The sequence below is a fragment of the Sphingobium rhizovicinum genome, from assembly GCF_042647625.1.
In the GTDB taxonomy this organism is placed as follows: domain Bacteria; phylum Pseudomonadota; class Alphaproteobacteria; order Sphingomonadales; family Sphingomonadaceae; genus Sphingobium; species Sphingobium rhizovicinum.
This window is the reverse complement of sequence record NZ_JBHRVU010000004.1, coordinates 2,383,540-2,396,310: the sequence shown is the minus strand read 5'-3', so window position 1 is coordinate 2,396,310 and position 12,771 is coordinate 2,383,540. Positions and strand designations below refer to the sequence as shown.

Annotated in this window: 12 protein-coding genes; 11 read left to right on the top strand and 1 reads right to left on the bottom strand. The window is 64.3% G+C overall.

What is annotated here, in order from left to right; genetic code table 11:
• Positions 1-11 precede the first annotated feature (11 nt).
• From ACFOKF_RS12710 to ligA, 10 genes are all read left to right on the top strand, one after another.
• Entirely contained in the window at positions 12-590 is a 579-nt protein-coding gene (locus tag ACFOKF_RS12710; RefSeq protein ID WP_380796052.1) for a thymidine kinase, read from the top strand.
• Complete coding sequence (locus tag ACFOKF_RS12705; protein WP_380796051.1) at positions 587-1,147, top strand: GNAT family N-acetyltransferase; 561 nt, start codon at positions 587-589, stop codon at positions 1,145-1,147. The genes ACFOKF_RS12710 and ACFOKF_RS12705 overlap by 4 nt, the downstream gene beginning before the upstream one ends.
• Before the next feature lie 11 nt (positions 1,148-1,158).
• A complete protein-coding gene (gene truB / locus ACFOKF_RS12700) occupies positions 1,159-2,136 on the top strand; it encodes a tRNA pseudouridine(55) synthase TruB (protein WP_380796050.1) in 978 nt (325 codons plus the stop codon).
• Positions 2,133-2,402: a 30S ribosomal protein S15 gene (gene rpsO / locus ACFOKF_RS12695; RefSeq protein WP_380796049.1), complete on the top strand. Its 270-nt coding sequence runs from the start codon at positions 2,133-2,135 to the stop codon at positions 2,400-2,402. Before truB ends, rpsO begins: the two co-directional genes overlap by 4 nt.
• A gap of 174 nt (positions 2,403-2,576) precedes the next feature.
• Positions 2,577-4,895 carry a polyribonucleotide nucleotidyltransferase gene (gene pnp / locus ACFOKF_RS12690; RefSeq protein WP_380796047.1) on the top strand — a complete coding sequence of 773 codons (2,319 nt, stop codon included), beginning with the start codon at positions 2,577-2,579 and terminating at the stop codon, positions 4,893-4,895.
• Positions 4,896-5,042: 147 nt separating this feature from the next.
• Positions 5,043-6,062: a sensor histidine kinase gene (locus tag ACFOKF_RS12685; protein ID WP_380796046.1), complete on the top strand. Its 1,020-nt coding sequence runs from the start codon at positions 5,043-5,045 to the stop codon at positions 6,060-6,062.
• Positions 6,063-6,117: 55 nt separating this feature from the next.
• Positions 6,118-6,915 carry an outer membrane protein assembly factor BamD gene (locus tag ACFOKF_RS12680; RefSeq protein ID WP_380796045.1) on the top strand — a complete coding sequence of 266 codons (798 nt, stop codon included), beginning with the start codon at positions 6,118-6,120 and terminating at the stop codon, positions 6,913-6,915.
• A gap of 149 nt (positions 6,916-7,064) precedes the next feature.
• Positions 7,065-8,726 carry a DNA repair protein RecN gene (recN, locus tag ACFOKF_RS12675; RefSeq protein WP_380796044.1) on the top strand — a complete coding sequence of 554 codons (1,662 nt, stop codon included), beginning with the start codon at positions 7,065-7,067 and terminating at the stop codon, positions 8,724-8,726.
• An 85-nt stretch (positions 8,727-8,811) separates the two neighbouring features.
• Positions 8,812-9,186 carry a putative quinol monooxygenase gene (locus ACFOKF_RS12670; RefSeq protein WP_380796043.1) on the top strand — a complete coding sequence of 125 codons (375 nt, stop codon included), beginning with the start codon at positions 8,812-8,814 and terminating at the stop codon, positions 9,184-9,186.
• A gap of 238 nt (positions 9,187-9,424) precedes the next feature.
• Entirely contained in the window at positions 9,425-11,536 is a 2,112-nt protein-coding gene (ligA, locus tag ACFOKF_RS12665; RefSeq protein WP_380796042.1) for an NAD-dependent DNA ligase LigA, read from the top strand.
• A gap of 104 nt (positions 11,537-11,640) precedes the next feature.
• Here the strand turns inward: ligA and ACFOKF_RS12660 are convergent, their stop codons facing one another.
• Positions 11,641-12,030, bottom strand: coding sequence for a winged helix-turn-helix transcriptional regulator (locus ACFOKF_RS12660; protein WP_380796040.1), 390 nt, complete (start codon positions 12,028-12,030; stop codon positions 11,641-11,643).
• Positions 12,031-12,138: 108 nt separating this feature from the next.
• Between ACFOKF_RS12660 and ACFOKF_RS12655 the strand changes: the two genes are divergently transcribed.
• Positions 12,139-12,750: an NAD(P)-dependent oxidoreductase gene (locus tag ACFOKF_RS12655; protein WP_380796038.1), complete on the top strand. Its 612-nt coding sequence runs from the start codon at positions 12,139-12,141 to the stop codon at positions 12,748-12,750.
• The last annotated feature ends 21 nt before the right edge of the window (positions 12,751-12,771 follow it).

Below are 12,771 nucleotides of genomic sequence, written 5' to 3'. Positions count from 1 at the left end.
ACCGCCCCAATATGGCGAAACTCTATTTCTACTATAGCTCGATGAATGCGGGCAAATCGACCACGCTGCTGCAATCGGACTTCAACTATCGCGAACGCGGCATGGACACGATGCTGTGGACCGCCGCGCTGGACGATCGTTATGGCCATGGCCGGATCGTGTCGCGCATCGGGCTGGAGGCCCAGGCGCATCTGTTCGACGCTGCAACCGACATGCTGTCCGCCATCGCCGCGCAGCATGCCGCCACGCCGCTCTCCTGCGTGCTGGTGGACGAGGCGCAGTTCTTGGGCGAAGCGCAGGTGTGGCAATTGGGCGGTGTGGCTGACCGGCTGGGCATTCCCGTCTTGTGTTATGGCATCCGCACCGATTTTCAGGGTCAGCTTTTCCCCGGCAGCGCCGCCTTGCTGGGCCTGGCCGACACGCTCAGCGAGATCAAGACGATCTGCGAATGCGGGCGCAAGGCGACCATGAACCTGCGTGTCGACGCGCAGGGCAGGGCGATCCGACAGGGCGACCAGACCGAAATTGGCGGCAATGACCGCTATGTGGCGCTGTGCCGCCGCCATTTCGTGGAGCAGATGCAGCGATGAACCGGATCGACCAGCTGCTTGCGCCGATCGACGTGCCGGGCCTTTCTCTGGAGCAATTGCGCGCAGAACATCGGGAAGAATTGCGCGCGATCTGTCCGGCTGATGACCCGGTATGGGATATTTATCCCAGCCGCTGGGCCGGCGCGGATTTCGACGCCGCCTTTGACGCGACCATCGCCAACCCGGATCGCTGCCCCTTCCTGATCCACGCCGATGGCGTTGCGGTCGGCATGTCGGGCTATCTGCACCTCCATCCCGAAGACAATGCCCTGGAATTGGGCGGCACCTATATGGCCCCCGCCGCGCGCGGCACCGGCCTGAACAGCCGGATCAAGCCTTTGCTGATCGGTCGGGCGCTGGACTGCGGCTTCACCCGCATCGAATTTCGCATCGACGTCCGCAACGTCCGGTCGCAAAAGGCGGTGGAGAAGCTGGGCGCGGTGCGCGAAGGCGTGCTGCGGAAACAACGGATCACCTGGACCGGCCATGTCCGCGACACCATCATCTATTCCATCCTCGCCGACGAATGGCGTGACAGGCTGGTCGCGCAGGGATAAGGGCCGCCGCCATGCACGGCTGGATCATCCTCGACAAACCCCTTGGCCTTGGCTCGACGCAGGCGGTCAGCGCGGTCAAGCGCGCGCTGCGCACGCAAAGAGAGGTGCTGGGGGGCGCCGAAAAGTGGAAGGTCGGCCATGGCGGCACGCTCGATCCGCTGGCGACCGGCGTGCTGCCGATCGCGATCGGGGAGGCGACCAAGCTGGCCGGCCGGATGCTCGACAGCGACAAAATCTATGATTTCACGATCGAATTCGGCGCGCAGACCGACACGCTCGATCTGGAAGGAAAAGTGATTGCGCAAAGCGACCACCGCCCCACGCTGGCCGATGTGGAGGCCGTCCTTCCGCGCTTCACTGGTCCCATCGAACAGACGCCGCCCGCCTACAGCGCCATCCTGATCGACGGCCAGCGCGCCTATGACCTCGCCCGAAAGGGGGAGGCGGTGGAAATGAAGCTGCGCAGCGTGACCATTTACAGGCTGACCTCCGTTCGGTTCGAGCTTGTCGAGAACGGCGCGCAAGGGTTCTCGACAAGCTCGAACCGAACGGAGGAGGGGGCGCTCGCTTCCATCACCCTGACCGCCCATGTTTCCAAGGGCACCTATATCCGCTCCCTCGCTCGCGATATATCGCTAGCGCTCGGCACGGTCGGCCATGTCACCATGCTGCGCCGGGTGAAGGCCGGGCCGTTCACCCTGGAAACCGCGATTTCGCTGGACAAATTGGACGAAGCTGCTAGGGGCGGCGCAATCGGCGGACTTATGCTGCCGTTGACCGCAGGGCTGGACGACATCCCGGCTCTTGCAGTCTCTCCCGATGATGCGCTGGCTCTCCGACAGGGGAAGGTGCTTGTCGGTCACGCCATTGCCACCGGCCTTCATCTGGCGTTAGACGGGGTCATTCCCGTGGCGCTGGTCGAAGCGCAGGACGGAGACATCCGGGTCGTGCGTGGATTTAACCTGATGCCGAAGGAAGAAGACAGATGACGATCACTGCCGAGCGCAAGGAAGCGCTTATCAAGGAATATGCCCGCGTTGAAGGCGACACCGGTTCGCCGGAAGTCCAGGTTGCGATCCTGACGGAGCGCATCACCAACCTGACCGAGCATTTCAAGTCGCATCACAAGGATAACCACAGCCGTCGCGGCCTGCTGATGCTGGTCAACAAGCGCCGTTCGCTGCTGGACTATCTGAAGAAGAAGGATGGGGCGCGTTACACCGACCTCATCGCCAAGCTGGGCCTGCGCAAGTAAGCCTGCTACAAAGGGACGGCCCCATTCGGGGCCGTTTCCGATTCTGGAAGGGGCGCAATCCGGCGACCCGTTTCATCTCAGGGGCCACACGATGCCCCGACACCGCAGCGGGCCGGTTAGCCCGCATCACAGGCCCCGCCCGGCAATAGGGCCAGGTGGGCGAAGGAAAATTCTATGTTCGATGTAAAGAAGGTATCAATCGAGTTGGGCGGCAAGACGCTGACCCTCGAAACAGGCCGTATCGCGCGTCAGGCTGACGCCGCCGTGCTGGCGACCTATGGCGAAACCGTGGTGCTCTGCGCCGTGACCGCCGCCAAGTCGGTGAAGGAAGGGCAGGACTTCTTCCCGCTGACCGTCCATTATCAGGAAAAATATTCGGCCGCCGGTCGCATTCCCGGCGGCTTCTTCAAGCGTGAACGCGGCGCCACGGAAAAGGAAACGCTGGTTTCCCGCCTGATCGACCGTCCGGTCCGCCCGCTGTTCCCTGAAGGTTTCTATAACGAAATCAACGTCATCGCTCAGGTTCTGAGCTTCGACGGCGAAAGCGAGCCTGACATTGTGGCGATGATCGCCGCTTCGGCCGCGCTGACCCTGTCGGGCGTGCCCTTCCTGGGGCCGATCGGCGCCGCGCGCGTCGGCTACAAGGATGGCGAATATCAGCTGAACCCGAGCCTTGACGAAGTGAAGGCCGGCGAACTCGACCTGGTCGTCGCCGCCACCGGCAACGCGGTGATGATGGTCGAATCCGAAGCCAAGGAACTGTCGGAAGACGTCATGCTGGGCGCCGTCCTGTTCGCCCATGAAGCCAGCAAGAAGGTCGTCGACGCGATCATCGACCTGGCGGAAAAGGCTGCCAAGGATCCGTGGGAAGTTGCCAAGGGCGATGATCTGGAAGATCTAAAGAAGAAGCTGAAGAAGCTGATCGGCAAGGACATCACCGCCGCCTACAAGCTGACCGACAAGTCGGCCCGCTCGAACGCGCTGAACGAAGCCCGCGCCAAGGCGAAGGCCCAGTTCGCGGCCGACGGCCTCGACGCCCAGACCGTGATGGCCGGCATCAAGCTGACCAAGAAGCTGGAAGCCGAAATCGTGCGTGGCGCCATCCTGAAGGACGGCAAGCGCATCGACGGCCGCACCACCACCCAGATCCGTCCGATCGAGGCGATGGTTGGCTTCCTGCCCCGCACCCATGGTTCGGCCCTGTTTACGCGCGGTGAAACGCAGTCCATCTGCACCACCACGCTGGGCACCAAGGACGCCGAGCAGATGATCGACGGCCTCACTGGCCTGCATTATGAAAACTTCATGCTGCACTATAACTTCCCGCCCTATTCGGTCGGTGAAGTCGGCCGCTTCGGCGCGCCGGGTCGTCGTGAAGTGGGTCATGGCAAGCTGGCATGGCGCGCTCTGCACCCCGTCCTGCCCAGCAAGGACGAATTCCCCTACACCATCCGCGTTCTTTCGGACATCACCGAATCGAACGGTTCCTCCTCGATGGCGACCGTCTGCGGCGGTTCGCTCTCGATGATGGACGCCGGTGTGCCCCTGAAGCGCCCGGTGTCGGGCATCGCCATGGGCCTGATCCTGGAAGGCAAGAATTTCGCTGTCCTGAGCGACATCCTTGGCGACGAAGATCATCTGGGCGACATGGATTTCAAGGTGGCCGGTACGGAAGCGGGCATCACCACCATGCAGATGGACATCAAGGTTGCCGGCATCACGCAGGAAATCTTTGAAGTCGCGCTGCGCCAGGCCAAGGAAGGCCGCGCACACATTCTGGGTGAGATGAGCAAGGCGCTGTCGTCGACCCGCACCGAATTGTCGGCGCACGCTCCGCGCATCGAAACGATCCAGATCGACAAGTCGAAGATCCGGGACGTCATCGGCACCGGCGGCAAGGTCATCCGCGAAATCGTCGCCGAAACCGGCGCGAAGGTCGACATTGACGATGAAGGCATCATCAAGATTTCCTCGTCCGACACCGCCCAGATCGAAGCCGCCAAGAAGTGGATCCTGGGCATCGTCGAGGAAGCGGAAGTCGGCAAGATCTACACCGGCAAGGTCGTCAACATCGTCGACTTCGGCGCTTTCGTGAACTTTATGGGTGGCAAGGACGGCCTCGTCCACGTCTCCGAAATGAAGAATGAGCGCGTCGAAAAGCCGACCGACGTTGTGTCGGAAGGCCAGGAAGTGAAGGTCAAGGTTCTCGAAATCGACCCGCGCGGCAAGGTGCGCCTGTCCATGCGCGTCGTCGATCAGGAAACCGGCGAGGAACTGGAAGATACCCGTCCGGCCCGCGAACCGCGTGAACCGCGCGGTGATCGTGGTGATCGTGGCCGTGGCCCGCGCCGTGATGGCGGCGACCGTGGCGGTCGCGGCGGAGACCGTGGTGGCGATCGCGGTCCGCGTCGCGACCGTGGCCCGCGCAGCGAAGGCGGCGACCGCAATGACGGTCCCAGCGGCGGTCTGCCCGACTTCCTGACCCAGGACTGATCGGTCGGCATCTGCTGACAGAAAAGGGGCGTCCGGTCCGACCGGGCGCCCTTTTTCGTTCCGTCGCAAAGCGACAAGCGACTGATTTCGATCAAGGCAGAGGCCGAAAGTTCTGCTACTGTAACAAAAGGCCATCCGGGGACATCCATGCACAGGAGTAACGAGCGCTTTGTCGAACGCCTGCCGCTCGTCCTCGATCGGCCGGTCTATGCTTATGGCCTGACGCTGATCTTCTGCGCCGCCGCCTTGCTGCTGCGCTGGGCGGCCGAACCATTGCTGCCCTTTGGCTATCCCTTCGTCACCTTCTTCCCCGCCGTCATTCTCACCTCCTTCCTGTTCGGCGTGCGGCCCGGCATCTTCGCCGCCATCGTCTGCGGCTTCCTGTCCTGGTATTTCTTCATTCCGCCCTATGGCCGGCTCACGCTCAATCCGGCCGTCGCCGTGGCGATGCTGTTCTACACCGGCGTCGTGGCGGTCGACATCGTGCTGATCCATTTCATGCAGCGGGCCAATTATAATCTGGCGGTGGAGCGGGAACGCAGCCGCCTGCTGGCCGAAAATCGCGAATTGCTGTTCCGCGAATTGCAGCATCGCGTGTCGAACAATCTTCAGGTCGTCGCCGCTCTGCTCTCGCTCCAGCGCCGCCATATCGACCATGATGTGGCCCGCCGCGCGCTGGACGATGCATCGGAACGGCTGGCGCTGGTCGGCCGCATCAGTCGCACCCTCTATGACCCCGAACGCACGGGGCAGGATATGGCGACCTTCCTCACCGCGCTGACCGCCGATGTGCTCGATGCATCCGGCCGCGCCGACATCCGCCTGTCGATCGATGCGCCCGGCGGCATGGTGCTTGATCCCAACGTCACCGTGCCGCTCGCGCTGGTGGTGGCCGAAGCGGTCAGCAACGCGATCGAACATGGCCTGTCCGATCGGGCCGGCAGCATCGACGTGACCCTCGCGGCGGAAGGGGATGCGCTGGTGCTGCGCGTCGCCGATGATGGCCATGGCGTCGCCGCCGATTTCGAAACGACGCAGACGGACTCGCTTGGCTTGCGCATCGCCAATGCGCTCGCGGCGCAACTGGGCGGGCGTTTCAGCCTGTCGCCGGGCCTGGTCGCGGGGGCCGTCGCCCGCCTCGACCTGCCGCTCGCGACGGCCTGTTGATGCCGCCGCATTCTGCCGCTTGGCGAGCGCCATCGGCTCGGCTATGACCGCCGCCATGCTGACGAAAACCCTGACGCGCATCGGCGCGCCCATCCGCGTTCTGGCCGCTCCGGTTCTGCTTGCTGCTCTGTTGTCGGGTTGCTCGACGTCGAAGAACAAGGCCGATACCCTCTATGTCGCGCGCGACGTCTCGACGCTGTACAACAGCGGCAAGGCGCGGCTCGATCGCGGTCAGTATAAGCTTGCCGCCGCGCTGTTCGACGAAGTCGAACGTCAGCATCCCTATTCGCCCTGGGCGCGCCGGGCGCAGCTCATGTCGGCGTTCAGCTATTATATGAACCGGGATTACCCGGAATCGATCAGCGCGTCGCAGCGTTTCCTGTCGATCCACACCGGCAACAAGGATGCGCCCTACGCTTATTATCTGATCGCGCTCTGCTATTATGAACAGATTGCCGACGTTACCCGCGATCAGAAGATCACGCAGCAGGCGATGGACGCGCTGGGCGAACTGATCCGCCGCTATCCCGACACGCGCTACGCCGCCGACGCCCGTCTGAAGGTCGATCTGGTCAATGATCACCTTGCCGGCAAGGAAATGGAGATCGGCCGCTTCTATCAGCGTCGCGGCCAATGGCTGGCCGCCACGCTGCGCTTCCGCACAGTGATCGATAAATATCAGACGACCACGCATACGCCGGAGGCTCTGGAGCGTCTGGTCGAATCCTATCTTTCGCTCGGCATCCCGGCCGAAGCGCAAAAGGCTGCCGCCGTCCTGGGCCGCAACTATCCCGGCACCAAATGGTATGAACGCAGCTACAAACTGATGCAGGAACATGGCGTCAAGGCTTAACTCTCTTTAGCCCCTCCCTTTCAAGGGAGGGGTTGGGGTGGGTCGCGACCCCGCAGGGGGCGCGTCCGGCCTCACCGTTGCAAGGCGTCGCTGTCGCGCCGCACCCACCCCCGGCCCCTCCCTGGAAAGGGAGGGGGGAGTCTGGTGAAATGCTGACCTCGCTCGCCATCCGCAATGTCGTGCTGATCGAGGCGCTGGACCTGGAGTTCGGCGCGGGCCTGTCCGTGCTGACCGGCGAAACCGGCGCGGGCAAATCGATCCTGCTCGATTCGCTGGGGCTGGCGCTGGGCGCGCGCGCAGACAGCGGCCTTGTCCGCGCCGGCGAAGCGCAGGCCAGCGTCGTCGCCAGCTTCGATCCGCCCGCCGTCGATCATCGCGCCACCGCGCTGCTGATCGAAAATGGCATCGACATCGAACCGGGCGAGCCTTTGTTGATCCGCCGCCTGGTCAAGGCCGATGGGGGCAGCCGCGCCTTCGTCAATGATCAGCCCTGCTCGGCGGCGCTGCTGCGCGACCTTGGCGGATCGCTGGTCGAAATTCACGGTCAGCATGACGATCGCGGTCTGCTTAACCCGCGCGGCCACCGCGCGCTGCTGGACAGCTATGGCCGCTGCGAAGCCGGCGCGATCGCCGCCGCCCATGGCGCATGGCGCGCTGCTACAACCGCGCTCGCCGAAGCCCGCACCATCGTCGCCAACGCCGCGCGCGATCGCGATTATCTGACCCACGCGGTCGAGGAATTGCGCAAATTCGCGCCCGAAGCCGGCGAGGAGGCGACGCTCGCCGAAGAACGCGCCACCATGCAGAAGGGCGCGCGCCTGACTGATGATCTGTCCGCCGTCAGCGATTGCCTGACCGGATCGGACGGCGGCCTTGCCCAGTTGCGCCAGGCCGCGCGCCGGCTCGACCGCATCGCCGGGGAGGAGCCGCTGCTGACCGCCGTGCTCGAAGCGCTCGACCGCGCCGTGGTGGAGGCGGGGGAGGCGGAGGATCGTCTTGCCGAAGCCGCCGAGGCGCTGAGCTTCGATCCCGCCCGGCTGGACGCGATCGAAACCCGCCTGTTCGACCTGCGCGGCCTTGCCCGCAAGCATCAGGTCGCGCCCGATGATCTTGCCGCCCTGCGCGACGAGATGGCCGCGAAACTCGCCGCGATCGAGGGCGGGGAGGAGCATATCGCCGCGCTCGAAAAGGATGTCGCGGCAAAGGCCGCCGCCTATCGCGCCGCCGCGCAAGCCTTGTCGGCCGAACGCCAACTGGCCGCCGGCCGCCTCGACGCGGCAGTCGCGGGCGAACTCGCGCCCTTGAAGCTGGACGCCGCCCGCTTCCGCACCGTGGTCGCGCCGCTGGACGAGGGCCAGTGGAGCGCGCAGGGCATGGACCGGGTGGAGTTCGAAATCTCGACCAACCCCGGCGCGCCCTTCGCCCCGCTGGCCAAGATCGCGTCGGGCGGCGAACTCTCCCGCTTCATTCTCGCGCTCAAGGTCGCTCTGGCCGAACGGGGCGGGGCGGACACGCTGATCTTCGACGAAATCGACCGGGGCGTGGGCGGCGCGGTGGCAGACGCTATTGGCGAACGGCTTGCACGCCTCGCCCAAAGCAACCAGATTCTCGTCGTCACCCACAGCCCGCAGGTCGCCGCGCGGGGCGCAGGCCATATGCTGATCGCCAAATCCAGCGACGGCACCGTAACCCGCACCGGCGTCCATGCGCTGAGCGACGCCGAACGCCGCGAAGAAATCGCCCGCATGCTCTCCGGCGCGGAAATCACCGCCGAAGCAAGGGCGCAGGCGGAACGGTTGCTGGAGGCTTGACTCTTTCTCCCGTTCGGTTCGAGCTTGTCGAGAATTTGGGCACAGGGTTCTCGACAAGCTCGAACCGAACGGGGAGGATAGGCGCATGACCCATAATCGCAGAGACATGCTCGGCCTCACCGCCGTCATGATCGCCGCAACAGCGATCCCCACCGCCGCGCAGGAGGCAAAGCCCCGCTATGGCCTGATCGGTCAAATGCTCGCCAGCCCCGGCAAGCGCGACGAACTGGTCGCTATCCTGACGGAAGCGACCGGCGCGATGCCCGGCTGCCTCTCCTATGGCGTCGCGCTCGACAGCGCCAATCCCGATGCGCTCTGGATCACCGAAGTCTGGGACAGCCGCGAAAGCCACGCCGCCTCCCTCAAACTCCCCGCCGTGCGCGCCGCCATCAGCAAGGCCCGCCCGATCATCGCCGGCTTCCCCCAGCATTTTGAAACCGTGCCGGTGGCGGGGGGCTAATCCGACTTGCTCCTGCTTCAGTGACAGTGCTTTTGATAAGGGGCTAACTTATGCCGCTTACGTTGACGCAATTCTTATTCTCGATCCCCGTTACGATGGGGGTACCATTTTTGCCATTTTTCCTCGGAGGTATGCTGAAAGGTCGCCCTCTAAAGCCGCTTTTGATAGCTTACTTGATTGTCAGCGGGTTACTGGTGGCTTTCTTTTTCCTTCTCGCCTTGTTTGAGCATCTAAATAAATGACCGATCCCGCCAGCCTTACCGAAGCCGCCAACCGCCTGATGCGCCTTGCCAGGGAGGTGGCGAAGCATAACCGCCTCTATCATGATCAGGACGCGCCAGAGATTAGCGATGCGGATTATGACGCGCTGATCCGGGAGAATAATGCCCTCGAAGCGCAATTCCCGCACCTGATCCGCGCCGATTCGCCCAATGCTTTGGTCGGCGCCGCCGCCACCTCGACGCTGAAGAAAGTGCCCCACGCGGTCCGTATGATGAGCCTCGACAACGGCTTTTCGGACGAGGACATCGCCGAATTTCTCGCCCGCGTCCGCCGCTTCCTCGCGCTGCCCGAAGCCGAGCCACTGGCGCTGACCGCCGAACCCAAAATTGACGGCCTATCCTGCTCGCTCCGCTATGAACAGGGTGAGTTGGTGCTGGCGGCCACCCGCGGCGATGGCGCAACGGGGGAGGATGTCACCGCCAACGTCCGCACCATCGCCGACATCGCCCAGCGCCTGACCGGCCCGAACATCCCCGATCTGTTCGAGGTGCGTGGGGAGGTCTACATGGCGAAGGAGGATTTCGTCGCCCTCAACGCCCGCCTGCTGGCCGAAGCGGAAGACCCGGAAAAGGCGCGCCAATTCGCCAATCCGCGCAACGCCGCCGCCGGATCGCTACGCCAGAAGGACGCCGCCGTCACCGCCAGCCGCCCGCTGCGCTTCCTGGCCCATGGCTGGGGCGCGCACAGCGCCTTGCCCGCCGACACGCAACTGGGCGTGATGCAGGCGATCGCAAGCTGGGGCCTGCCGGTTTCCGACATGCTCGCTTGCGTCGACAGCCTCGACGCGCTGATCGCCCATTATCGCGGCATTGAAACCGCGCGCGCAGACCTGCCCTTCGACATTGACGGCGTGGTGTACAAGGTCGACCGGCTCGACTGGCAACAGCGTCTGGGCTTCGTCGCGAAGGCGCCGCGCTGGGCGATCGCGCATAAATTCCCCGCCGAACGCGCCCAGACCACGCTCGAAGCCATCGACATTCAGGTCGGCCGCACCGGCAAGCTCACCCCCGTTGGCCGCCTGACCCCCGTCACCGTCGGCGGCGTCGTCGTCTCCAACGTCACGCTCCACAATGCCGACGAGATCGCCCGGCTTTGCGTGCGTCCCGGCGACCGCATCGTGGTCCAGCGCGCGGGCGACGTCATCCCGCAGGTGGTCGAAAATCTGACCCGCGACGAAGCCCGCAATCCCTTTCCCTTCCCGACCCATTGCCCCGTCTGCGGCTCTGAAGCGGTGCGTGAAGAGGAGGAAGTCGATTTTCGCTGCACCGGCGGCCTCATCTGCCCGGCCCAGCGGTTCGAGCGGTTGCGCCATTTCGTCAGCCGCGCCGCGCTGGATATTGAAGGACTGGGCGAAAAGACCATTCAGGAATTTCTCGACCTTGGCTGGATCACGGAGCCGGCCGACATTTTCCGCCTGAAAAAGCATGGCTCCGATCTGCTGGGCCGCGAAGGCTGGAAGGAAAAGTCGGTCGACAATCTCCTCGCTGCGATCGAGGCGAAGCGCGCGCCCGACGCCGCGAAGCTGCTCTTTGGCCTTGGCATCCGCCATGTCGGCGCGGTGACGGCGCGCGATCTGCTGAAGCGCTACACCACGCTGCCCGCCATCCGCACGCTGGCCGCAGAGATCATCGCCCTGCGCGCCGCCGTCGATCCGGCCGAAACGCAGGCCAGGCGCGACAAGGCGATCGCCGAACATATTGGCGTCGAAAATGTCGGCGCTGCGGTCGGCCATGCGCTCGCCGACTTCTTCCACGAGCCGCATAATGTGGAGGCGTGGGAAGACCTTCTCTCCGAAGTGTCCCCGCCCGACTATGTGGTGGAAACCACCGCCAGCGCCGTTACGGGCAAGATCGTCGTCTTCACCGGCAAGCTGGAAACCATGAGCCGCGACGAGGCGAAGGCGCAGGCGGAGCGTCTGGGCGCCAAGGCGGCCGGCTCCGTCAGCGCCAAGACCGATCTGGTGGTCGCGGGTCCGGGCGCTGGCGCCAAACTCAAACAGGCCACGGCGCTCGGCATCGAAGTCATAACCGAACAGGCATGGGCGGACATCGTGAAAGCCGCAGGGTAGCGCTTCACGCCCTTAACCCAACCCGTTCGCTTCGAGCAGGTTCGAGCGAAGTCGAGAACCGCCCGTCGAGAAGCCAGCGCGCGCGTTATCGACATGCTCGAACGTCAGGCCGCCATCGCCTCCTGCCCGTCATGCGCGCGCCGCGCCGTCATGATGTCACCGACATGGGCTTCGGCCCATCGGGTTATCTGGTCCAATATGCCGATCAGCCCGTCCGCCAGCGGCGTCAGCCTATATTCCACCGTCACCGGCACGGTGGGGAAGGCGGCACGGCTGACCAGCCCGTCGCGCTCCAGGCTCTTGAGCGTCTGCGACAGCATCTTCTGCGAAATCGCGCCGATCCGCCGCCGCAGGTCATTGAAGCGCACCGGCCCGTCCTTCAGCGTCAACAGCACCAGCACCGCCCATTTGTCGCCGATCCGGTCGAGTATCTGCCGGGTCGGGCAATCGGGATTATAGGCGTCGCCCATGCGCAGCAACTGGGGTTCGGTCATGGTCGGTATCCTCGGCGTAACCAGGTGATGGCCAAGTGCCTTCTTGTGATCCTGATACCCTAATCGCTATCTGGTTTCCATTGGTAACTATCTATGGAGCGATAGGATATGAACGTGGCGATCATCGGCGGCAGCGGCCGTGCGGGCAGGGAAATCAGCGCGGAACTGGCGCGGCGCGGGCATCAGGTGACGGCTATTTCCCGCCATCCCGAAAATGCGGTCGCGGCTGATGGCGTGACGGCGGTGGCCGGCGACGTCAACCATCCCGCTGCATTGGTCGACGCGATCCGTGGCCATGATGCGGTGGTTAGCGCCGTCATGTTCTCCGACACCGATCCCGTATCGCTGGTGGGCGTCGTACGCGCGTCTGGCGTGCCGCGCTATCTGGTGGTCGGCGGCGCGGGCAGTCTGGAGGTGGCGCCCGGCGTCCCCCTCATCACCACGCCGGAATTTCCGCAAGTCTATAAGGCCGAAGCGGGGAGGGGCGCCGACTTCCTGACCTATCTGCGCGGCGTGGATGACATCGACTGGACCTTCCTGTCGCCCTCGGCCCTGTTCTTCGTGGGCGACCGCAAGGGCAGCTTCCGCCTCGGCAAGGACCAGCTTCTGGTCGATGCCGATGGCAACAGCAGCATCTCTTACGCCGACTATGCCATCGCCCTGGTCGATGAGATCGAAAATCCGCAGCACAGCAAGGCGCGGTTCACGGTGGGCTATTGAGCTTCCTTCAATCCCCTCCCG